Genomic DNA, 22,923 nt, shown 5'->3' with positions numbered 1-22,923 from the left:
CTCTTCAACCTCATAGCTTTTGTACCACACTCTAATATAAATTCTCACGCTTAACTTCTTAAACTAACTCTTGGCAATGGGCGGCCATGGGTAATCATAACCCTACGAGAAGGAAGCTGTTGAAACGAAGCGCCGGAATCGCCGTCGGTTCGGCCATCCTGGCGGGGACTGCCAGCGGAAAACGCACTCCGGACGGCGTCGACACCGACTTCGATCCGCATAGTTTCCCGCAGGTAGACCGGTTCGTCAAGAGCGTCTTCGATGCAGATGCGAACCCGCTGCAACAACTCGTCGAGTGGAGCGAAACGGACGAGATGGATGCGGTGTTTTCCGCGCTGACGCGGCCGCAAGTGGAGGCGTTCTTCGACGCCGTCCTCCCGAAATACGTCGCCCGAGAACAGGTCCAACTCACACACCGAGACGGTGCCCCTCGACGCGGTGCAGACGTTTCGCCGGACGCCATTCTCGCCCAAGAACAGGGGACAGTGCTCCAATCCCACGAGACAGGAGTCGAGGCAATCGATGACGACCCAGCCGAAACGTGGGGATGGAACGAACGCGACGTTCACCGCCGCTCCGACGAATCCATCGAGGCGTCACTCGTCGAATCCGGCACCACCAACGACCAGACACGGGTAGGTACGACCTCACACCCCTCGTATCGATACAGCACAAGCTACAGTGACACTATCAGCGCGTATGCTGCGTCGTTTGACTACACCGGCTACGAGTGGCGAGGACGGATCTACTGGGACTGGTACCGCGGCGGTAGTAGCGGAGTAACAGATATCGACGCAGTCGATACGGTACTCTATACGAACTGGGCTGTGAGCCACGAAGGCACAGAGATCGATATCGTTGATCGGGGCGAGTACTTCGACGCGTACTTGCAGGCCACGTTCGACAACAGGATGGGTGAAATCTGCATTGACTACGTTCGCGGAGTGTACTGTGTAGATCTCCGACAGACGTTTCAGCCGTATCTGGAACTTCGAGGCGAGGAGAACGGAAGTGGCTCCACGCTCGACTCTGGGAACGATTCTCTCTTCCCATAGCCACAAATTATTAGTCGGAACACTATATTTTTCAGTATATGAACGTAGAAAATACAATCGGCCCTGATACGCTACGCAGTATCGTTCGTCGTGAGTTCAAGCAGACGCTCAAGTACAAAATCACGCTCCTGCTGTTTGTAATTGGACTCCTCGTGACGTACGTGATGTTGCGACAGTACGGGATCGGCGGGTCGCACGCACACCGGACGTCACTTCTTCTGGAGACATTAGGTGGAAATACGACTCTCGCCGCCGTGCAGAGCATTACTGGTCCGTTCGTGTTTGTGACGGCGTTCTTCCTCGGGTATCGGGCGATGAGTGATGAACGGGGCCAGAGTTTGATCGTGACGGCATCGCTGCCGCACAGTCGACTCGAAATCGTGCTCGGAAAGGTACTGGGACGGTCGCTCGTCGTTCTCGTCTTGACGGCGATCCCAGTCGCGATTATGTTGACCGCCGGCATCTTCTGGTACGGGACTCCGTCTCCGATACGTACTGTTGCGTTTCTCGTCGTGACGGCCGGGTACGCCGTCTCCTGTGTTTCGATCGGGGTCGGACTGTCGGCACTTGTTCGCTCGGGGCACGTCGCGAACCTCCTCGCGTTCGTGTTTCTGTTCGTCGTGTTCGTCTGGGAGGCGGTTCTGAGTTGGATGGCGTACCACCAACTTACCGGCTCGAAAGTACCGCACTCGATTCGTGCCGAGACAGACCCCTCAAGTGGGTACCTTTTATTTCAACGACTCGTTCCCGATAGTCTCTATCACGTCGTGACGAATCCAATTATCGGCGCGCCAAACACGTCGTGGCACGCGAGTACCTCCGTTGAAGCCGCTGCACCTAGGCACACGGTTTTGTACGTCTTCCCAGTCGAAGACGTACTCCACTCAACGCCGTTTTATCTCACCAGCGGGGCCGCTCTTCTGGGTATGATTCTATGGGCTGTTCTCCCACTCGGACTGGGCTACCTTCGTTTCCGCAAGGAGGAGATCCAATGACCGTGTTCTCGGTTTCTGGGCTGACGAAGTTCTTTGGTGGTGAACCGGCCGCCAACGGACTCTCGTTCTCGGTCTCGACAGGTGATCTCTACTGTCTCTTGGGACCGAACGGTGCCGGAAAGTCGACCACCGTCCGTATCGGGATGGGACTCATGCGGGCCGATGAAGGCACCGTCTCCGTATTCGAACATGATCCGTACCGCAATCCGATGGCAGCCAGACAGCCGGTCGGCTACCTTCCCGACCAGTTCGCGCCGTTCGTGAACCTGACGGGCCGAGAGCATCTGGAGTACGTTCGTGACGCCTCTGGAACTGACGACGATCTCGATCGTATACTGTCACTGGTCGGGCTCGAGGGCGCCGGTGAGAAACGAGCGACAGCGTACTCCGAAGGAATGAAACAGCGCCTCGGTCTCGCGATGGCGATCATCGGCGAACCGGAGCTCCTGATCCTCGATGAGCCGTTCGCGAATCTCGATCCCGATGGGGCCGACATCGCTCGCCGAATTATCGAGGCCGAACGCGATCGCGGTGCGGCAATTCTGGTAACGACCCACCAGATCGACGTATTAGACGGCGTCGCAGATCGAATCGGCTTCGTCTCGGAGGGGACACTTCTGGCGGACGGAACGCACGCGGAGCTGTGTCAGCGAGCCGAACTGGAAACAGAAATGGCGCTGACGACGCCACAGCCAGCCAGCGCCTGCGACCGCGCCGCGACCGTCCCCGGCGTTCGCTCTGCAACCGTCGACGGAGAGATCGTTCGCGTCACCGCGGAATCGCCCGCCGTCGAATCGACGTTGGCGTCGACCCTTCCTGACGCCGACGTAATCTCCCGAGAGGAACCGACAATTCGCGATCTGTACCGAGAGTTTGTCGACGCTGACGGGTGACTACAGTTCCTCGGCACGGGCGTCGTCGATGCGATCGAACTGATCGTCCGAGAGGTCGATTTCGACGGCCTCGACGTTCTCTGCGAGCTGATCCGGACTGCGCGCGCCCACGATCGGCACGCAGGTAAAGCGATCCTGCTCGATCAGCCACCGCAAGGAGACCTGTGCAGGCGTGGCATCGACCTCGTCGGCGACGGACTCGACAGCCTCCAAAACGCGCCAGGCGCGCTCGGTGGCGTAGTGGTCGCCGAACGCGTCGTCTAAGCTTCCCCGGGAGCCGTCGGGGGCGACGACGCCGCCGTCGTCACCACGGTCGTACTTCCCGGTGAGAAAGCCCCCTGCCAGCGGGGAGTACGGGCAGACTGCCAGGTCCTGGTCGGCACAGACATCGAGGTAGCCGCCGACCGCGTCGTAGTGGGCGGCGTTGACCATCGGCTGTGTGACGTCGAACCGTTCGAGTCCGTCGGCGTCGCTGGTCCACAGCGCCTTCGTGAGCTGCCAGGCCGCCATCGTTGAGGCGCCGAGGTAGTGGACTGTACCCTCTCGGACGAGTTCCGTTAGCGTCTGCATGGTCTCCCGGATCGGTGTCTTCTCGTCCCAGCGGTGAATGTAGTACAGATCGAGGTAGTCGGTACCGAGCCGGTCGAGAGTTCCCTCGATCTGTGCTCGGATGTGCTTTCGCCCCAGCCCCGAATCGTTCGGTCCGGGATCGCCCCAGCCGTTAAAGGGGAAGTAGACCTTGGAGGCGAGAACGTAGTCCTCACGGTCGTGGTCTGCGAGCCACTCGCCGATCCACTCCTCGCTCGTGCCGTCGGGATCGCCGTAGACGTTAGCCGTGTCGATGAAGTTGATCCCGTGCTCCCGACAGGCATCGAGCAGTTCGTGGGCCTCGTCTCGTTCGGTCTCGACGACGCCGTCGACCTCTTTCCCAAAGCGCCAGGTGCCAAAGCACAGTCGCGAGACGGTCGTTCCGGTGTTTCCGAGCGTGGTGTACTCCATGGGTGGTGGTTGAACGCCGTGCGTGAAAATCGGTGGGGTCTATTCTGCCCTGATCTGTCTACCGAAGTCGCAACACCAAGATAGCCCCGGCCAGCAGCGAACTGAACACGATGGCGCTGATCCCGAAGCCAGGTATCGAGTCGCTTACGCTCCCGCCATCGTCGTCGTGGTCATTCCCGTCGTCGCTCGGTGTGTCGCCTTCGTCAGCAACTCCGTCGTCGCTCGGTGTGTCATCGAACACGCCGCCATCGTCGAAGACACTACCGCCATCGTCTGTACTCTCATTGTCCGTCTGTTCGTCGTCGCTGTCAATCGAATCGTCACCGTCGTCGTCCGCACCCCCATCGTCCGTGCTTTCGTCGTCTGCACCTCCATCATCACTACCGGTTGAATCGTTGGCCCCGTCGTCGGATCCATCGTCGCCATTTATACCGTCGATCTCACTTTCGACGTAGACCGTCTCGATTTCGTCGCCCATGTATCCCCATGTCGCGGTCCGATCGTCGTCGCTGATCTGGTGGGCGTTGTGATCGATGATCTCCCCCGGCATCGTCACCGAGTACTCGATCCAGATGTCCTCTTCGTACTCCTCGAAGAGTTCGTCCAGACTCTCGCCGTATCCGTTGTCACCATCCTCGACGCCGCCGAAGAGATCGTCATTGATCCCGAACCCGTTGTCATCATCGAATGCATCGTCGAACTCGTAGGTGTTGCCAGCGAAGTTACGGTTGAACACGTCGGTGCTCTCGTAGTACATTGTCCCGTCCTCGACGGTGACGGTGACGTCACCGAGTGCGTCCGGATTGACGTGGGTTACCGTCACCGTCAGGAGATACCTGTCATTTTCGACTGGCTCAGTTGCGGTCGTCACCGAACCGAGCGCAGAATCACCGATACCCTCGGTGACTTCGTCTTCGAGGAACGACTCGACAGAGTCGTGCCCACTCTCTTCTACTTCCGCTTCGAAGCTCTCGTAGGCATCTTTTTCAACCTCTGCTTGTACGGTCAACTCCTCGATCTCACCGTCGGCAGCGACCTCTGTTGTTGTCGTCATCTCAGCACAGCCCGCCAGGAGGACCATGCCAACGACGACCAGGAGGGCGGCGTCGCTGTGTCTCATCCCTCGTGTGGTGTGCGACAACACTCTTAATTGTTGCTATCGATTACATTGGCGCTGTCTGTCAACTATGTGTGGGGATTGTTCATACTCGCATTCGAAGTCTACGTACTGAGAAAAAGCGATGGTACGCACCTCTCTTGTCAGACAGACTATCTGCTGGTGTATGTATACACTTGGCACGGATCAGGAGAACGCTGGCAGCACCTCGTTCTCGTAGAACTCGATCGCCTCCGCCTGCCGGTCGCCGACCTGGTGGACGTAGACGTGATCGAAGCCCGCGTCGATCGCCTCTTCGATGGACGCAATATGTGCTTCCGGTTCCTGGCTCGTCACCGTCGACCCTTCGGCGATGTCCTCGCGCTCGATCATCTGCGTCGCCTGCTCGAAGTGGGCAGGCGTCGGGAGCACCTGACTCAGCTCCCCCGGCAGTGCCGTGTTCGGCCACTGCTCGTAGACGGTGTCAATCGCTTCGTCCTCGCTGTCGGCGTAGCAGACGTCGATCTGAGTGTATCTCGGCCCCTCGCCGCCGGCGTCGACGTAGCGCTCGCGGACGGTCTCTTTTATCCCCACCGTCCAGAGACCGTCTCCCTCCTCGGCGGCCAGTCGGGCAGCCTGTGGACCGAACGCAGAGACAACGACGTCGGGAATCTCCTCGGGGACGGTGTACAGTCTCGCGTTCTCGATCGTGTAGTGCTCGCCGCGGTGGGTGACGGTCTCGCCGGTCCAGAGCTTGCGCATTGCGGCCATCGCCTCCTCTAGCATCTCCATGCGAACGTTGTGGGGCGGCCAGCGCGCACCTGTGACGTGCTCGTTTAGATTTTCACCGGTGCCGACACCGAAGGTGAACCGGCCGTCGGCCATCACCTGGGTGGTGGCGACCGCCTGGGCGACGTTCACCGGGTGGATACGGATTGTTGGGCAGGTGACGCCAACACCGATCTCGATCTCGTCGGTTGCGCGGGCGATTCCGGCGAGAACCGACCAGACGAACGGTGATTCGCCCTGCGCCGAGATCCACGGGTGGAAGTGATCGGAGACCGAGACGAAGTCAAAGCCTGCCGCCTCGGCGCGAGCCGCGATGTCGACGAGTTCGTTCGGGCCGTGTTCCTCGCTCGAGAGCGTGTAGCCGAGCTCGACCATACCGAAGAAATCACGAACGGCGTTCTAACCGTTGGCCCTGCGAACACAACGCGCCCCCACTCAGCCGTCGCACCACGACAGACGCCGAAAATCGAACCGCTTACCCGCGCCCGTTCGGTATCCTCTCGTATGGAAGCCGTCGTCGAGGCAACGGCGCTCGAGAAACGCTACGGCGAGACGGTCGCGCTCGCGTCGGCGTCGCTATCCGTCGAACGTGGGGAGGTGTTCGCGCTGATCGGCCCGAACGGCGCCGGAAAGACGACGCTCGTCCGCGCACTGACGGGAACGACGAGGCCGGATTCGGGAACCGTCCGCGTACTGGGCGCGCCCCCGGCGACCGTCGATCGGGACCGGCTGGGCGTTCTCCCGCAGGCGTTCTCACCGCCGGATCGGCTCACTGCCCGCGAGCTACTCGCCTACTACTCCGGCCTCTATACTGAGGCGCGCGATCCCGAGGCGGTGCTCGCCGATGTCGGACTCGTCGACGCGGGCGACACCTGGTACGAGGAGCTCTCGGGAGGTCAGCAACGGCGCGTCTGCGTCGGCGCGACGCTCGTCAACGACCCCGACGTGCTCTTTCTCGACGAGCCGACGACCGGGATCGACCCGGCCGGTCGCCGAACCGTCTGGCGCCTCGTCGAGGACCTGGCAGCGGGCGGGACGACCGTTATTCTGACCACTCACGATATGGCCGAGGCCGAGCGTCTCGCCGACCGCGTTGGGCTCCTCGCAGGCGGCGAACTCGTCGCGACCGGCGCCCCGGACGCGCTCGTCACGGCCCACGGTGGAGAGCGCACCCTCACCGTCGAAACTGAGGCTGCTTCTGCTGGTGATGGAACGCTCGACGACGCGCTCGCACATCGGACATCGGTCCGGGAGGGTACACTCGTCGTTCACGACGTCGCCCCGACAGATATCGGCGATGTCGTCGACGACCTAGCGGCAGCGGGCGTCACCTACACCGGACTCTCGTGGAGCGAACCGGATCTGGAGGACGTCTACCTGGCGCTTGCAGATGATACAGAGCAAGCGCGGACTGCCCGACTCGAAACCGAGGAAAACGCCGCCGAACCGGAGGTGCGGCCGTGAGCGCGTCCCGTGAGCGCAGCGGTCTCTCGGTGCGTGCGGGTCGCGTCGGCGCCGCGGTCGGCGCCGGCTGGCGCTCGTTCGCTCGTCGTCGAACAGCGGTCTTTTTCACCTTTTTCTTCCCGGTGATCCTGATCGTCATCTTCGGGGCGCTCGTCCGAACCGATCCCACCGGCGACGGACTCTTTACCGAGGCGCCGGCGTACTACGTGCCGGGCTACCTGGCGGTCGTCGTCCTCTTTACGCCCCTCTCGCGACTCGGCAGCGAGGTCGCCCGCCACCGGGAGGGGAACCGCTTCGAAAAACTCGCGACGACGCCGTTGACCAGAGGCGAGTGGCTACTCGCCCAGACGATCGTCAACGCGGCGATCATCGGTCTCGCCAGCGTTCTCATCCTCGGACTCGTGATCGTCTTGACGGGCGCGGAGATCGTCTTCTCCCCGCTGCTGGTTCCCTACATCCTCATCGGCGTCGTCTGTTTCTGTGGTATCGGCGCGATGCTCGGCAGCTACGCCGACTCCCAGGACGGCGCCATCGCCGCGAGCAACGCGATCGGCCTCCCACTGCTCTTTCTCTCGGAGACGTTCGTCTCGCTCGAGCAGCTTCCAGGCTGGTTCGAACCGTTCGTGGCGCTCTCGCCGCTTACGTACTTCGCCCGCGGCGTTCGAGCGGCGACCTCTCCCGACGCCGCCACGCCCGAGATTGCGGGCGTCGACCCGGCGCTCGCAAATCTGGCGATCCTCGCGGGTATCGCCATCGTTGCGTTCGCGCTCGGGGCGCGCTCGATCCCGCGGACGGACTAAACTCAGACTGGAGCCGACCCAGCTGGCCAGTTGAGTGCGTTCACGCCTCCTGACTGCTTGCAGCAGGGAGCGTAAACGAGAAGGTTGCACCTGCACCCGGTTCGGAGTCGACCCAGATGTCGCCACCGTGGCGCTCGACGATGCGCTTACAGAGCGCGAGCCCGATCCCCGTTCCCGAGTGCTCGTCCTGTGCGTGTAGGCTCTCGAAGATCTCGAAGATCCGCCCTCTGTCGTCCGGATCGATACCGATCCCCTTGTCGGTGACTGAGACGCGTACCTCCGAACCGTTCTGCACAGCCGAAATATCTACCTGTGGCGGCTCGTCGCCGCTGTACTCGGTTGCGTTCGAAAGCAGGTTCTGGAATAGCTGGCGTAACTGTCCTGGGTCTCCCTCGACGCGAGGCAGCGATTCGGCTGTGATCTCGGCGCCGTTCTCGTCGATCACCACCTGAAGGTCCGTGCGGACATCCGCGAGAACGGCGTCCAGATCAACCGGCTCGAAGGGATCTCCACGCGTTTCGACCCGCGAATACTCGAGTAACCCCTCGATCATGTCTCGCATCCGGTCGGCACCGTTGATGGCGAACTCAAGGAACTCCGCACCGTCATCGTCGAGTTCATCCATGTAGCGGTCCTCAATCAACTGCAGATAGCTCGAGACCATCCGTAGGGGCTCTTGTAAGTCGTGTGAGGCGGCGTAGGCGAACTGTTCCAGACGCTTGTTGGATTCCCCGAGTCGCTGCTCGAACTGCTTTCGCTCGGTGATATCGGCCAGTGCACCGGGGAACGTGACGGGATTTCCGTCGCCGTCGTACTCGACGTGACCGCGCGCGACGACCCACCGGAGTTCGTCGTCGGCGTCCCAGACGCGGTACTCCTCTTCGTACTCCTCCCCCGATTCGATGGCGTCCTCGACCCGTTGTTCGACCCGCTCGCGATCGTCGTCGTGAATCGCCGAGATGAACTGGTCGAGCGAAACGCCCTCGGTGGCCGCGTCGGGATCGATCCCGAACTTCGTGGCGAACGATGCGCCCGTGACCATCCGGTCCTCGGGAATATGCCACTCCCAGGTCCCGACAGCGCCGGCTTCGGTCGCCGCCTCCAGGCGCTCTTTTGCGTCCTCGTGATAGCGCTCTCGTTCGACCCGCTGGGTTACGTCGTTGGCCGTCCCTAGCCACTGCGTGATTTCGTCGTTTTCATCCAGCAGCGGTGTCGCACGTAACACGATCCAGGCGACGGTGCCGTCTTCGCAAACGACCCGGTGTTCCAGCTCGACGCTGCTTTTCGTTCGAGTGGCTTCGTCAATAGCTTCCTGAACGCGCAGTTGGTCTTCGGACGGAACGTATTGTTCAATCCACGAGGCCCCTTGTGTGTCGGTGTCTGCGAGGAAATCTGACCCCTCTACACTGCGCATCTCGCTCCAGTCTGCACTCATGCTGAACACCGCGTCTGACGTGGTAGTAACCAACGCGCGAAAGCGCTCTTCGCTCTCGCGTAGTTGCTCGTATGCTTCTTGTTTTGCCTGTTGGAGTAACTCCTGTCCACGTAACACGACGTCCGATGCGAGCTGAGGCTCCGCCGTGCTCGAATCCTGTAGCAACTGCTCCTCTCCGTCTGCGAAGAGTTCCTCGACGATCGGCGTGATGTCCTCGACGCTGTGGACGATGTAGTCGAGTTCGCCACCCGTGTCGAACACCGGTGAATTGATCGGACTCCACCACCGCTCCTCGAACTCGTTGTCATCGGACTCGCGGTCGGGAATCGGGTAATGTGTCACCGGCATGGTGTCCGCTTCACCGGTCTTCGCTACGGTATCGAGGGATTCCCGCAGATTTCCGACACCCTCGGCCGGATCGTCGGGGTTGTTCGGAAAGATCTCGAACAACGTCTTGCCCAGGATCTCCGCCCGCTCGGTCATCGTCGCGTCCAGATAGGCATCGCTCACGGCCACGATTTCGTAGTCTCCGGGCTGGACGATGAGATAGTTGCCGGGCACGTTCTCGAACAGTCGCCGAAAGGTCGCTTCGGTCGCTTCCGACTCCGGCTGTTCGCGGTCGCCAGTTTCACGAACAATGCCGACTGCTTCCTGCGCGGTCTCGCCCACGTCGAGCACATTCATCCGCACTTTACACGGAATCGGTCCTCGTTCGGCGGTTTCTATAGTAAGATCGAGGGGCTCGATTTGATCGGCGGCGGTCGCTCGGAGACGCTCTATCTCGCGTTCGATCGTCGCACTGTCGTCACCGAAGAGGGCGGACACGTGCTCGCCGAGCAGCTCGTTGCGCATGTACCCGGTACTCTCGACGATGGCGTCGTTGACCGAGACGAGGCGGTCCTCAGCGTCGAGTCGATAGATCCCATCGTCGATCGTACTAACGAGGGTGCGATAGTACTGTAGGGCCTCGGTGTCATCCGTATTCTCCTCGAACGCCATTTCAGAGGGGTCGGCCCGTTCACTCATATCCATCTTGAGGCCCTCGATTGGGATAAGTTACTGGCTTAGGCCGAATCCTGTCTCATTCGGCAATTCGAGACTGAGAAGATTCCCAGTACTGGCTACTTACACGAGCGGAACGACCAGTCCGAACTCGTAACTGAAGATGTGGTTGAGCATCAGATAGGTGACGATGCCGAGGACGAGACTGAGGATCCACGATCCGGCGGCAATCCGACCCACTCGAGCGTGGGCAGTGTGTTTCAGTTCCGCCGGGGTGTGGGTCAGCCCGAGAAGCAACGCGTAGAGGACGACCGGAACGGCCACGATCGAGAGGATGATGTGGATCGCGAGCATGATCAGGTATGCGTAGTAGTACAGATCGGGCCCGACGAACAGCTTCTCGCCGTCACCACCGCCGACCCGCGTGAGGTACAACACCAGAAACAGGATGATCGTCACGAACGCACCGATCATCGCGGCCCGGTGTTTGGCAACCTCGTTGCGCCGGATCCAGTACCAGCCAAGTACCAGCAGTACCGTCGTCACCAGGTTGGTCACCGCAACGGCGTGGGTCAGCAGGTTTACCTGCGCGTTCGTCAGGTCGGGGTAGATCGGAAGGTCGAGGAGGAACGTTCCGATGACCAGCGCATAGCCGATGATGCTCAAAACTACCGTCACACCGAGTGGCCGGTCCCGGATCTGCCGTCTCGCAGTCGCAGTTGCCATCGGTGTGCGTTAGAACGGGGGCGCTATGTGTCTTGTTCTTCGCACTACTGCACCGTGACGAAGTACTTACTCGAGCCGAACGGAGCCGTCACTCTCGACGATGACCTCGTAGTTACAGTAGTTAAAGATAACAGTGCCCCCATCACGGTCGGCAGTCTGTCCCCGCGGTGAAAAGAGCGCGTTCAGTGCGTCCGGATCGATAACGTCGTGTAACGCCTCGTACTCGGGTGGTTCGAGTTCGTCGGCTGAAATTCCTTCGGCATCCGCTACTGCTTCCACGACTGCCCAACTCGGCGATGTCTGGATGCGCGTATCGATGCTATCTCCGCCCTCGACCATCTTATCGGGAGGTATCAAGTCCGGTGAAATAAAACTGTTCATGTATGGTGCGGACACAACCCACACGAAGTCATCCGCCCGAAATCGACGCCTGGAGCGGGCTACGCGATTTCGATCGCAGGTTTTCCCGGCCTGGCGTCGGTTTCGGTCGATCGCTTGGATTCTCGGTGAATCGTGACCGAGGCGCCGAACTCGTCTTCGAAGAGCCACCGCGCCTGTGAGAGCACTGCGTACTCGGCGTCGGCGTCGGCGAGCGGTCCGGGCTCGCCCCGCGGCGGTGTCGTCTCGCTTGCAACCGCCGCCGTCCGTTCCCGGCCGACGTCGATCGCGTCGTCGGCCAGGGCTGCTTCGATCGCCGCGCCCTCGTCGTCCGCCTCGATCAGGTGCGTGAGGACGCGGTACTTCCACGGCGCCGCGACGGTCAGTTCGATGCGGTCGGGGTCTTCGATGGAGGCGGTGTCGACGATGTCTCTGACGTCTGCGATCGTTCGCTCGACGGTTCGGCGCTCCGCTCGGTACCGACCCGTCTCGCTCTCGGGTTCGGGCCAGTCCGCGAGGACGACGAGCCCGTCTCCCCGAAGCTTGTTCCACAGTTCCTCTCCGAGGTGGGGCGCCATCGGGGCGATCAGCGCCGATAGCGTCAACAGCCCGCGCCGGTAGACCGCTTCGTGGGGCGTGCCGTACTCCCGATACCGTCGGAGGAGCCGTGCCAGCCCCTGAATCTCGCTGACCGCTCGGTGAAACCGGAACCGCTCGTACTCCTCGGTCGTGGCAGCGATCGTTCGATCGATCTCGTGATCCAGATACTCGTCTCGATCCGTCCGCTCTATGCGGGTCTCTGTCTCGTCGATGAACGCCGTCGCCATTCCGTACAGCGACTGCTGGAGGTCGTAGACGCCGCGGACGTTGTTGGCCGTCCACTCGAAGTCCTGTTCGGGGTGGGCCGCCGAGAGGACGAACAGCCGCGTCGTCTCCGCGCCGTACTCGCCGGGTGTGACCACGTTCTCACGCGTGTTCGACATCTTCTCCCCCTCGTACAACACCGCACCCTGGCTGACGAGTCGGGAAACCGGCTCCCGATCCTCGAGGAGTCCCATATCGGCGAGCGCTCGGGTAACGAAGCGGATATAGAGCAGGTGCAACACGGCGTGTTCCTCGCCTCCGACGTAGACGTCGATCGGCATCCACTCTGCGGCCCGGTCGGGATCGAAGGGACCCTCGTCGTACTCGGGTGAGAGAAACCGCAGGAAGTACCACGAGGAGTCGACGAAGGTATCCATCGTGTCGGTCTCGCGCGCTGCCGGGCCGCCACAGTCGGGACAGGTCGTCTCTTTCCATTCATCGGCCTCGTCGAGCGGATTCCCTGTCGTCCGAACGAACTCTGGGAGTTCGACGGGGAGATCCTCGTCGGGAACCGGGACGCGCCCGCAGTCCTCGCAGTGAACCATCGGAATCGGCGTCCCCCAGTAGCGCTGACGCGAGATGAGCCAGTCGCGAAGACGATAGGTCACCGCCTCCTCGACCGCCTCGTGTTCGGCAACGAGGCGTTCGCGGGCCTCCTCGCTCGGGACACCGTCGTACGCCCCATCGTCGGCGACGCTTCCCTCTCCTGTGTAGGGAGCTCCTTCCTCTTCGCTACTCTCCTCGGGTTCGATCACTTGCTCGACCGGGAGCCCGTGCTCGGTCGCGAACGCGTGGTCGCGCTCGTTGTGCCCCGGAACGCCCATCACGGCGCCGGTGCCGACGTCGTCGAGCACGTAGCCCGCGACGTACACCGGCAGCGCTGCTCCCGTGAGGGGATTGACGGCCGTCGCCTCGGTTGCCACGCCAGAGAAGCCGACTTCACTGGGATCGCGCTCCCGGGCGGTTCGGACGTACTCCGCGACCGCGTCGTCGGCTTCGGCGAGCGCTTCGGCCAGCTCGTGGCCCGGCGACACCGCGAGGTAGGTCGCGCCGCCGACCGTCTCGGGTCTCGTCGTAAAGACGTCGACTGATCCGTGGTCCGCGACCTCGAAGGCGATGTGTGCGCCCTCCTGGCGACCGATCCAGTTACGTTGCATCTCTCGGACGCCCTCGGGCCACTCCTCGAGGTCGTCGAGTCCAGCGTCTAACTCCTCGGCGTAGTCGGTGATCGTAAAGAACCACTGGTCGAGTTCGCGTCTCCCGACAGGGGTCTCACAGCGCCAGCAGACCCGGGTTTCCCCGGCGTGAATTTCGCTCTCAGACGCACCTTCGATCGGCTCCGCAGCGTCCTCTCGAACTTCGACCTGCGCGTCGGCGAGGACGGTCTCGCAGTCTGGACACCAGTTGACAGAGGCGGCCTCGTAATCGACGAGACCGGCTTCGTGAAAGCGTTTGAACAGCCACTGATTCCACCGGTAGTAGCTCGGCTCGCAGGTGGTGATCTCCCGATCCCAGTCGTAGCCAAAGCCCATCGCCTCGAGTCCCTCACGCATCCGCCGGATGCACGCCTGCGTCCACGATCCGGGATCACTCGCACGCTCATGGGCAGCATTTTCGGCGGGGAGACCGAACGCGTCCCACCCCATCGGATGGAGCACGTCGTCACCTTGCATCCGCCGATATCGGGCGTACGCGTCCGTAATCGCGTAGTTCCGGATGTGTCCCATGTGGAGCGTCCCCGACGTGTACGGAAACATACCGAGCACGTACGTCGGATCTGTGGCGTCTTCGGGGAGTGCGTAGACGTCGTCGCGCTCCCAGACGTACTGCCAAAACTCCTGTACCTGCGCGTGGTCGTAGTGGCTCGTCATTGTCGGGGTCCGTTACTGGAAACTGGGTGTGCCGGCTATATCATTGTTCGGCCGCTCGTCCGACAGCGCCGACACACACGTGCTGAGAATCGAGGCTACGGTTAATAGCGACACCACTGTCGGTGTACCCATGACCTCAATTTGGACGACAGTCGTGGCTGCGATCACGATTTTCCCTGTCTCGGTCGTGCTTCTCTGGGTCGTTGACCTTCCCGAACCGGTCGAGACGGCGACGCTGGGCGGAGTTCCGCTTCTCCCCATCCTCGCAGTCTCGCTACTGATCGTCTTTGTGCTTTTGGGCCGCTGACTCCGTCCATCTTTGAATTCACCCTCTAGATTTATGTATACAGAGACGAATATATCGATGCCTACTGGGAAAGGGGGGTACGCTACCACACGCCCCCAGTGGGCGATTCATGACTATCGCACCCGAGACGGGCGGTAGGAGCCATCCTATCGCCCTCTTCGGGCTGTGTGCGGCGTTGCTTCTTTCGTTTCAGAGTGATAACGACTGCTCGCGACAGGTTGTGGCGTTTCGCGCGTTTGCCACCATTGCCCATGACAGACTTTGCGTGTGATCACTACACTAGCTACGCTACGAACCAAATATTGAAAATTTGAATAGTCCCGGGCGGATTCGAACCGCCGTCATGGGCTATCTTCCGTAATCGGCCTGGACCGAGTACGTCCAAAGGCCCATATGATTGGCCACTACACCACGGGACTCCATCAACTGCTACTGCTTTCTCGGTACAATAGTGTTACTTTTCGTCGGCAGTCGACGCCGACCTGGTCTTCGACTCTGCGCGCCGATGACACGGTCGACAGAGCGAGATCACGTTGTCCAGCGTGTGCGCGTCTTCGGGCTCGCCGAACGATCGAACGGGAGTCTGGTGGTGGACGTCCGGATTCCGGCCGAGTTCGTCCGGTCCGGCGCCACACTCCTGACACTCGTAGCCGTCCCGTTCGAGTGCCTGCCGTCGAATTCGCCACCACTCGCGTCCGTACTCGATCGGACCGCCCTCCCACTGGTGGTGGTCCGGCCCGACGACATTCGCCGAGAGCCAGCCGCCGTAGCACTCGAGTGAACAGAAGACGCCGCGGGTCCGCGACTCGATCCGGGACGGGCGAATCTCCAGAACCGCGGCGCAGTGGCGACAGTTCGTCTGCACTCGCGGCCCCTTCGTCGACGGGTTCTCCGGAATCTGCCCGTCAGCGGCTTCGACGCAATCAGGACAGTACACACCCAGCTTGTCGGACGGGTAGTATTCGAACGTCTCCCCACACAGTTTACAGGTCGTCGTTTCGTTCCCACCGTTCCAGTTCCCGTTGTGCTCACCAGCGTTTGGGTTACAGTTCTCGCAGAACTCGCGGCGAGCCTTCGAGTCGTAAAACTCCGTTTCACACCCATTACAGGTCCGATTCGGGATCGGTTTGTCGTGGACTTTGGTGTGATGTTGGCGCATCCCTTGTTCCGTCCGTAGTGACTTGCCACACGTCGGGCAGTCCATGCGGTGAGTGGCTTCGCCATCCCTGATAAACCTGAGAACGCGGCGCTGGTGGGCGGCGAAATCGGAGACGCATGCTACCGATGCGACTGCACTGACGACGTACAGAAACCGAGGTAATGCGCGGTCGGTTGCGGGGGTTGTGAGACGGGCTTACAGGTAACCTTCGTCAGCCAGCCGCTCGATTCCTTCCTCGAGTCGCTCCTCGCTTGCGGCGTAGGAGATCCGCGCGTAGCCGGGCGTGCCAAAGGCGCTGCCGGGAACCGTTGCGACGTGGGCGTCCTCGATAGCGCCTTCACACCAGGCCTGGTCGTCCTCATCGACCGGGAGCATCATGTAGAACGCGCCCTCGGGTACCGCGACGTCGACGTCGTGCGCTGCCAGGAGATCGACGACGAGATCGCGGCGTCCCTCGAAGGCCTCGGTCATCTCCGTGACGGCCTCGTCGGTGTTTTCCAGCGCCTCGATGCCGGCGTGCTGGACGAAGTTGACGGCCGAGGAGACGGAGTGGCTGTGGAGTTTGCCACACTGGTCGATCAGGTCCTCGGGACCTGCGAAGTAGCCTAGGCGCCAGCCGGTCATCGAGTAGGCCTTGGAGAAGCCGTTGACCGTGACGGTGCGGTCTGCCATTCCCTCGAGCGTGCCGAGACTGGTCGGCTCGACGCCGTAGGTAATCTCCTTGTAGATCTCGTCGGAGATGACGGTGATGTCGTGCTCGACGGCGAGGTCGCGGACGCCCTCCAGAGCTGCATCGGAGTAGACGGAACCGGTGGGATTCGACGGCGAGTTGACGATCAGCAGTTCGGTCTCGTCCGAGACGGCCTCACTGAGGTCGTCGAGTGCGGGCTCGAGTTGGAAGTCGTGTCCCGAGAGGTCGACACGCGAGAGCGAGCCACCGGCCATCTTCACCATCGCCTCGTAAGAGACCCACGCCGGGTCGAGCAGGACGACCTCGTCGCCGGCCTGTACGAGCGCCTGCACGATTTCGTACAGCGCCTGCTTGGCGCCGGGCGTGACGATGATCTCGTCGGTCGTATGATCGAGACCGTCGTCAGCGAGCTTCTCCGAGATAGCTTCTCGAAGCGCGAGGATGCCAGCGGAGGTGGTGTAGCCGGTGTGGCCGGCGTCCATGGCGTCCTGGCCGGCGTCGATGATGTTTTGGGGCGTCGGGAAGTCCGGCTCCCCGACCGAGAGGTCGACGACGTCTGCGCCGTCGGCCTCGAGTTCGGTCGCGAGCGCGGAAATCGCGAGCGTTGCGGACGGTTCGACTCGGGTTACGCGGTCGGTAAATTCCATGGTCATGGTATCAGAGACTCACTGCGAACTGGGGTCGTCTGCCGGATCGCTCCCGGCGGCCGGTTTCGAATCGGGAAGCGAGGTCGCGAGATCGATCGCGCCCTCGACGGCCGTGGCCGCGTTCTCGACGCGCTCGCGGGCTTCTGCCGCAGACATTCCCGGCCCGGTGACGCCGAGGGTGACTGGTGTGTCGCGCTCTAGGCTCACGTCGGCGAGTCGCCCGGCGATCGCGTCGGCGATCACTCGATCGTGGTCGGTGTCGCCGGTAATGACGGCCCCGAGGACGGCGACGGCGTCGATCGACTCGCGACGAGCGAGGCGGTCGGCTGCCAGCGGAGCGTCGTAGGCGCCAGGGACGTGTACCGTCTCGGAGACGGTCACGCCGGCGTCACCCGCGGCGTCGAGCGCCGTCTGTTCCATCTCCTCGGTGATCGGCCGGTTGAACTCCGCGACCACCAGTCCGAGCGCGGTCATACGCGGTTCGTGGAGTGGCCGACTAAAAGAGATACCGTTCTGGACCGCAGTCGCCGTCTCGCAGTGCCAATCGATTCCCGGTCAGGGACTCGACGCAGGATCCTCGAGCCGACGGGAGACCGCCGCTGCGAGCGCCCCGAACGCGTCGAGGACGTCCTGCTCATCCGCTTCGAGCTCACGGTGTGCGCTATCGTCTGCGAGTTCGAAGATGCTGCAGCCGTTCTCTCGAGCGTCGGCGAACAGTCCTGGTGCCTCGGGAATCGACGCGGAAAAGAGCGAAACGGCACCCTCGTCTGCGCCCGGTCCGGACGCCTCAGCTGTGGCGTCGCCGCTGGTAGCTCGGTTGCGTACGGCGCCAAGCACTGTGAGATTTGCGTCGTCGAACTCGGCTTCGAGCTCGTCGACCGACTCGGCGACGCGCTCTGTCGCGTCCGACGAATCCACCGGAACCACGAGATGTGGGGAGGCGTAGACGGCGTTGAGTACGTGTTCGTCGACCCCGGGTGCAGCGTCGATGACAATCAGGTCGTACTCGTAGAACACCGTCGAGTCGAGCAGGACTCGTCGGAGCTGTTCGGATGTTGGATAGGTGTAATTCTGTTTGGGAGCCGACAGCTCCGCAAGAGTTGCGTTCTGCGCTAAGGTCTCCGAGAGCGAGTCGAGATGGGAGTGGGTCGGAACGAGGTCGACGCCCGGTTCGGCGGGCTCGATCAGCTCCTCGAACGCTCCCTGCTCGTCTTCTAAGAGATGTAAGACGATGTTGTCCGCGTCGTCTGGCGCTGGGTCGAGGCCGTAGTGGGCCGTGAGTCCGTCTCCCGGCGGGGAGAAGTCGATCGCGAGGACGCGCTTGCCGCGATCGGCGTGTGCGCGGGCCAGGTTCGCCGCGAGCGTCGTCGCGCCCGTATTTGGCTCGCTCGACCAGACCGTGTACGAGTGCATACGTCACGTACGGAACGCGGCGGTCAAAAGGACTGTCACATCGCGATCCCGCCGATGTCGGATCGCACCGTCTCGATACCGGATCGCTGACTGAGAGACACTGGAAGGGTTTTCGGGCGGGTCGTCGTGGAACGGCGTATGGCAGACACGCGCCCGAACGTCCTTCTCGTCCACTGTCACGATCTCGGACGGTACCTCGGTACGTACGGTGTCGACGTCAAGACGCCCCGAATCGACGAGTTGGCCGACCGTGGCGTTACCGCAGAGAACCACTTCGTGACCGCACCGCAGTGCTCGCCTTCGCGGGGAAGTCTCATGACCGGTCGCTATCCGCACGTAAACGGGTTGATGGGGCTCGCTCACGGCAGTTGGGAGTTACACGACGGCGAGCGTATCCTCCCACACTACCTGAGCGATGCGGGGTACGAGACTCACCTGTTCGGTCTCCAGCACATCAGCCAGGATACCGACCGGCTCGGCTACGACCACGTCCACTCGGAGGGGAATCTGTATCCAGGGGTCTCTCCGGCTGTTCACGAGGCAAACCGTGCCCGAAACGTCGCCGACGTCGTCGAGCGGTTTCTCGAAGAACGGTCGGCTCCCGAGCCGTTTTTCGCCTCGGTCGGCTTCTTCGAACTCCACCGAGTAGAGGAGGACAACGGTCGGTTCGGGTTCGACGGGGATAGCTACGAGACACCCGATCCGGCCGACGTCCAGCCACTTTCGTATCTCCCTGACCGTCGGGGAATCAGGCACGATCTCTCCGAGATGCACGGGATGGTTCGGGCGGTCGACGACGGCGTCGGGACGATCGTCGACGCTCTCGAGCAAACGGGGCTGGCCGAGGAGACGCTGCTCGTCTTCACGACCGAGCACGGCATCGCCTTCCCGCGGGCGAAAGGAAGCTGCTACGACCCCGGGATCGAGGCCGCGCTCTTGCTGTGGTACCCCGGCGTGTTCGACGGGGGCCGGCGCTACGACGGGTTGGTCAGCAACGTCGACATTCTGCCGACGATTCTCGAACTCCTCGACTGTGACGTTCCCGAGGCCGTCGACGGACGGAGCGTCCTTGCGGAGCTAACCGGTGAGAGCGACGATCCACGGGAGCGGCTCTTCGCGGAGATGACCTGGCACGACATGTACAATCCAGTGCGTGCGATCCGGACGGACCGCTACAAGTACATCCGGAACTTCTGGCACCTGCCGGAGGTGTACCTCTCGGCAGATATCTTCGCGAGCGAGGCCGGTCGCGAGGTGCGCGAGTCCTACGGAATGCCACCCAGGCCGTACGAGGAGCTATACGATCTCGAGAAGGGACCCGGCGAAGACGAAAACGTCGTTCTCGAACCCCACTACCAGGACATTCGAGAGGAGCTCTCGGCGCAACTGCACACCTGGATGGACGAAACTGACGATCCACTGCTCGACGGACCGGTTCCACCCGGCGACGTCGACGAGGTCTACGACTGGAAACACGACGGATGAGAGGGAGACGCGTATCCGCCTACTCAGGCCGTGTCGTCAGTCGTCTGCGCTCGCCGACTCCGGTCGGAACTCCCGGCCGATCGCCTTCCATTTTCCCGTCGTGAACCGGTAGTAGTTGATCGCCGCCGGTACCATCGCCTCTGCGAAGAAGGCGAGGTAGAGTCCGGTCAGCCCGATCGCCGGGATTGTCACACCGGGAAGCGAGAGTCCGAACACTGGAATCGTGAGTGCGGGAACGCTCACAGACGTTGCGCCGAGATACGCCAGCGGAATCGCCAGCCCGAACGTCCCCAGAAATTGGCTGTAGAACGGCCAGCGAGTGTCCCCACTTCCGTTCAGCGCGCCGGAGGCACCGGTCGTCACGCCCTGGAAAACGGCAGCCAGTGCGGCTGCGCGAATCAGTGCCACCGCAGTCGAGACGGATAACTCTCCGGGATCGTCGGTGAACCCGAGTACGATCGGCTCGGCAAACACGAAGACCAGAGCCGCGAAGACGACGTAGACGCCCGCCGAAAAACGGACGATTTCCCGGCCGTACTGCTCGGCGGTCCGCTCGTCACCCTCTCCCAACGACTGGCCGACGAGGCTCGAAGCGGCCAGCCCGAATCCCCAACCCGGTGTGTTCATCAGCCCCCAGATGCGCCGGGCGATGACGTACGCTGCCGCGGTGTCCTGGCCGAAGATGTCCACGATGGCGAGCATCGGAAACTCGGCGGCGGTCCAGACGAGGTTCGTCCCCATCACGGGAAGGCCGATCCGAACGAGGTCCCGAATCGTCTCCGCATCGAGGTAGCGTCCGAGTGGATCGACGCTGACCGGGAACGGTTCGAAGCCGGGCAGGCGGCCCGCAACGAGTGCGACCGTAAACGCCGACGTCACCGCGACGTTCGCGAGGACGGTCCCGAGCGCGGCCCCGGCCACCCCCATTCCGAGCCCGAAGATGAGCACGGCGTTTAGCAGGATGTTCGCGACCGCGCCGCCCGCGCGAAGCACCATCGGCGTCCAGGAGTCGTCCATCCCGACGAACGTCCGGCTCCCGATCAGATTCAGTCCGGCGAAGGGGACGCCGAGTGCGACTAACTGCAGATACGTTGCGCCGAGCTCGACCACCTCTGGGTCGCTGCTTAGAAGCGACAGAAGGGTCGTCGACTGTGTCCAGAAGATGGCGACGATCGGCAGCGAAATCGCGAGTACGAGAACGACGCTCGACCGGATGGCTTGCCCGAGTTGCTCGGTCGCCTCGGCGCCGTATCGTTGGGAGACGAGCGCGATCGTGCCGCCGGCGACGCCGCCGCCGACGGTAAATGCCAGCCCCCAGTACGGTGCCGCGAATCCGACACCGGCGATCGCCCCGGAGCCGACGGCGATGCCGACCATCGCGACGTCGACGGCGTTTTTCGACATCCGGGCCAGACCGGTAACGATCCGCGGCCAGGCGAGGTCGGTGGTCCGACGCGCTCGCTGGGCGTCGACGAGACCAAGTCTCGCCAGCCCGAGCCCGATCCAGAGGATCAGCAGTCGGAACGGATTCGGTACCTGTCTGGCCACGAGAACCGCCCGAGGCTTGCCGATGGCGGTAAAAAGCAATTCCCACCGCGGCAGGGGTGACCGGTTCCGCGCCGCTCACGGCGTGGCGATCGATAGTCCGGAACGCTACGTCTCAGCTCATTCCAGAAACTGTGTTTCCCACCCTCGACGCCGTTCAATTGCGTCCATACCGTCGTCGGTAATCGTGTAGTAGTTGGTCCGCCGGTCGAGCTGTCCTTTTTCGACGAGCTCCTTGTTGACGAGCGTATCGAGGTTCGGATACAGCCGACCGTGATTGATGTCTGACTCGTAGTACGTTTCGATCTCCTCTTTGACGTCCTGTCCTGACGGGTCGTCGGCTCCAGCGATCACGTACAACAGATCACGCTGAAACCCTGTGAGGTCGTCCATCTCGGCAACACATCACATTCGAGCACTATTTGTTACGGAGGTCATATCTCCCATCAGTCGGTGCCTTTCGAATCGTAGCCGAGCGACTAGTGCCAGTGACTATATAACTCCTTGTGGGCGAGGCAGCGTGTTACCGAAAGACGGCTCGAAATCGTGGACGGCAGTTACAGCTCGTCGGAGAGCTCCGGAACGTCTCCAGGAACGTCGAAATCGTGGTAGTGTTCGCCCAGCTCGGCGCTTAGAATATCGAGCGCCGCAGCACCACCGTCGCCAGCCGCAATAACCGCCTGCCACTTCTCGGGTCGAACCATCGCACCGGTCGCGTAGAGCCCGTCGATGCTGGTCTCCATGTCGAGGTCGACCGCGACGGTCTCGTCGTCGTCGAACGCACACCCGATCTCTTCGGCGACCGACCGATCGGCTCCAGTCGCGAGAACGACGTACTCGGCGTCGTACTCGTCGGATTCGGTCTCGACGCGGAAGCCATCGTCGGTGTCTTCGACACCGGTCACTGCCTCGTCGGTTCGGACGTCGGCGCCGCGATCTCGGACCTGCCCGCGGGTCAGCGCCATGAACTCGCTGCCACTCAGGCTCCGAACGCCGGGATAGTTGAACAGGTGTGCTTTGTGCATCCACGTCTCGTCTGTATCGAAGACAACGGTGTCGAGTCCGTTCTTCGCGGTGAACAGGGCCGCGCTCAGTCCCGCCGGGCCGCCGCCGACAATTGCAACGTCTACCATACAACAATGTCCGGCGCCGGTCGATAAAAGCGTTGTACATCCGGAACTTCTTTTTCGATTCCCTGGACTGTCAGCAGCCAGGCACCAATCCGTTTGCCCACCGAAATAACCTCTATTTACCGATGGAGTAAACACGACATACCTGAGATAATCACACTGGAATTCTAGTTGCAATA

General features: G+C 62.1%; 21 protein-coding genes and 1 tRNA gene. 7 read left to right on the top strand and 15 right to left on the bottom strand.

The annotated features are described in order from the left end of the window. Positions 1-119: 119 nt before the first annotated feature. The 3 genes from OB905_04375 to OB905_04365 are packed head-to-tail and all read left to right on the top strand — an operon-like array spanning position 120 to position 2,943. On the top strand, positions 120-1,055 hold the full coding sequence (locus OB905_04375) for a hypothetical protein (GenBank protein ID MCU4925223.1): 936 nt from the start codon (positions 120-122) through the stop codon (positions 1,053-1,055). A gap of 38 nt (positions 1,056-1,093) precedes the next feature. Beyond that, complete coding sequence (locus tag OB905_04370) at positions 1,094-2,050, top strand: ABC transporter permease (protein ID MCU4925222.1); 957 nt, start codon at positions 1,094-1,096, stop codon at positions 2,048-2,050. Beyond that, complete coding sequence (locus OB905_04365; protein ID MCU4925221.1) at positions 2,047-2,943, top strand: ABC transporter ATP-binding protein; 897 nt, start codon at positions 2,047-2,049, stop codon at positions 2,941-2,943. The genes OB905_04370 and OB905_04365 overlap by 4 nt, the downstream gene beginning before the upstream one ends. Here OB905_04365 and OB905_04360 read toward each other — a convergent pair whose 3' ends face one another. The 3 genes from OB905_04360 to OB905_04350 form a co-directional block, all read right to left on the bottom strand. After that, on the bottom strand, positions 2,944-3,942 hold the full coding sequence (locus OB905_04360; GenBank protein ID MCU4925220.1) for an aldo/keto reductase: 999 nt from the start codon (positions 3,940-3,942) through the stop codon (positions 2,944-2,946). A gap of 58 nt (positions 3,943-4,000) precedes the next feature. Next, positions 4,001-5,062, bottom strand: a complete 1,062-nt coding sequence (locus OB905_04355; GenBank protein ID MCU4925219.1) for a hypothetical protein — start codon at positions 5,060-5,062, stop codon at positions 4,001-4,003. A 183-nt stretch (positions 5,063-5,245) separates the two neighbouring features. Continuing rightward, on the bottom strand, positions 5,246-6,202 hold the full coding sequence (locus OB905_04350) for a TIGR03557 family F420-dependent LLM class oxidoreductase (protein ID MCU4925218.1): 957 nt from the start codon (positions 6,200-6,202) through the stop codon (positions 5,246-5,248). Positions 6,203-6,331: 129 nt separating this feature from the next. Here OB905_04350 and OB905_04345 point away from each other — a divergent pair, with 129 nt between their 5' ends. Then, positions 6,332-7,291 (top strand): ABC transporter ATP-binding protein, encoded by a 960-nt coding sequence (locus OB905_04345; GenBank protein ID MCU4925217.1) that lies wholly within the window; start codon positions 6,332-6,334, stop codon positions 7,289-7,291. 29 nt (positions 7,292-7,320) lie between these two features. After that, complete coding sequence (locus OB905_04340) at positions 7,321-8,091, top strand: ABC transporter permease (GenBank protein MCU4925216.1); 771 nt, start codon at positions 7,321-7,323, stop codon at positions 8,089-8,091. 40 nt (positions 8,092-8,131) lie between these two features. On the opposite strand, the gene OB905_04335 is transcribed toward OB905_04340, so the two are convergent. The 4 genes from OB905_04335 to leuS all read right to left on the bottom strand — a co-directional run bounded on the left by OB905_04335 (position 8,132) and on the right by leuS (position 14,367). After that, a complete protein-coding gene (locus tag OB905_04335; GenBank protein MCU4925215.1) occupies positions 8,132-10,552 on the bottom strand; it encodes a PAS domain S-box protein in 2,421 nt (806 codons plus the stop codon). Positions 10,553-10,651: 99 nt separating this feature from the next. Next, positions 10,652-11,254 carry a DUF420 domain-containing protein gene (locus OB905_04330; protein MCU4925214.1) on the bottom strand — a complete coding sequence of 201 codons (603 nt, stop codon included), beginning with the start codon at positions 11,252-11,254 and terminating at the stop codon, positions 10,652-10,654. 66 nt (positions 11,255-11,320) lie between these two features. Beyond that, the gene (locus tag OB905_04325; GenBank protein ID MCU4925213.1) at positions 11,321-11,593 is read right to left on the bottom strand and encodes a hypothetical protein; all 273 of its coding nucleotides are present in this window, start codon (positions 11,591-11,593) and stop codon (positions 11,321-11,323) included. A 101-nt stretch (positions 11,594-11,694) separates the two neighbouring features. Further along, on the bottom strand, positions 11,695-14,367 hold the full coding sequence (gene leuS, locus OB905_04320) for a leucine--tRNA ligase (protein ID MCU4925212.1): 2,673 nt from the start codon (positions 14,365-14,367) through the stop codon (positions 11,695-11,697). A gap of 130 nt (positions 14,368-14,497) precedes the next feature. On the opposite strand from leuS, the gene OB905_04315 reads away from it, so the two are divergent. Continuing rightward, positions 14,498-14,674: a hypothetical protein gene (locus tag OB905_04315; GenBank protein ID MCU4925211.1), complete on the top strand. Its 177-nt coding sequence runs from the start codon at positions 14,498-14,500 to the stop codon at positions 14,672-14,674. Between the two features lie 315 nt (positions 14,675-14,989). Here OB905_04315 and OB905_04310 read toward each other — a convergent pair. The 5 genes from OB905_04310 to OB905_04290 all read right to left on the bottom strand — a co-directional run bounded on the left by OB905_04310 (position 14,990) and on the right by OB905_04290 (position 18,584). Then, positions 14,990-15,093 (bottom strand) — tRNA-Gln (locus OB905_04310). A gap of 35 nt (positions 15,094-15,128) precedes the next feature. Beyond that, positions 15,129-15,878, bottom strand: coding sequence for an HNH endonuclease (locus OB905_04305; protein MCU4925210.1), 750 nt, complete (start codon positions 15,876-15,878; stop codon positions 15,129-15,131). A 150-nt stretch (positions 15,879-16,028) separates the two neighbouring features. Continuing rightward, a complete protein-coding gene (locus OB905_04300) occupies positions 16,029-17,177 on the bottom strand; it encodes a pyridoxal phosphate-dependent aminotransferase (GenBank protein MCU4925209.1) in 1,149 nt (382 codons plus the stop codon). Positions 17,178-17,189: 12 nt separating this feature from the next. Then, entirely contained in the window at positions 17,190-17,645 is a 456-nt protein-coding gene (ribH, locus tag OB905_04295; protein ID MCU4925208.1) for a 6,7-dimethyl-8-ribityllumazine synthase, read from the bottom strand. An 81-nt stretch (positions 17,646-17,726) separates the two neighbouring features. Further along, on the bottom strand, positions 17,727-18,584 hold the full coding sequence (locus tag OB905_04290; protein ID MCU4925207.1) for a ParA family protein: 858 nt from the start codon (positions 18,582-18,584) through the stop codon (positions 17,727-17,729). A 138-nt stretch (positions 18,585-18,722) separates the two neighbouring features. Between OB905_04290 and OB905_04285 the strand changes: the two genes are divergently transcribed. Further along, on the top strand, positions 18,723-20,069 hold the full coding sequence (locus tag OB905_04285; protein MCU4925206.1) for a sulfatase: 1,347 nt from the start codon (positions 18,723-18,725) through the stop codon (positions 20,067-20,069). A 36-nt stretch (positions 20,070-20,105) separates the two neighbouring features. Here the strand turns inward: OB905_04285 and OB905_04280 are convergent, their stop codons facing one another. From OB905_04280 to OB905_04270, 3 genes are all read right to left on the bottom strand, one after another. After that, positions 20,106-21,617 (bottom strand): MATE family efflux transporter, encoded by a 1,512-nt coding sequence (locus tag OB905_04280; GenBank protein MCU4925205.1) that lies wholly within the window; start codon positions 21,615-21,617, stop codon positions 20,106-20,108. A 117-nt stretch (positions 21,618-21,734) separates the two neighbouring features. Further along, positions 21,735-22,007, bottom strand: coding sequence for a PadR family transcriptional regulator (locus OB905_04275; GenBank protein MCU4925204.1), 273 nt, complete (start codon positions 22,005-22,007; stop codon positions 21,735-21,737). Between the two features lie 164 nt (positions 22,008-22,171). Beyond that, positions 22,172-22,747: an NAD(P)/FAD-dependent oxidoreductase gene (locus OB905_04270; protein ID MCU4925203.1), complete on the bottom strand. Its 576-nt coding sequence runs from the start codon at positions 22,745-22,747 to the stop codon at positions 22,172-22,174. Positions 22,748-22,923 lie beyond the last annotated feature (176 nt).

The sequence above is a fragment of the Halobacteria archaeon AArc-dxtr1 genome, assembly GCA_025517425.1.
Lineage (GTDB): Archaea > Halobacteriota > Halobacteria > Halobacteriales > Natrialbaceae > Halostagnicola.
The sequence above is the reverse complement of the archived record's forward strand: the minus strand, read 5'-3'. Positions and strand labels throughout refer to the sequence as shown.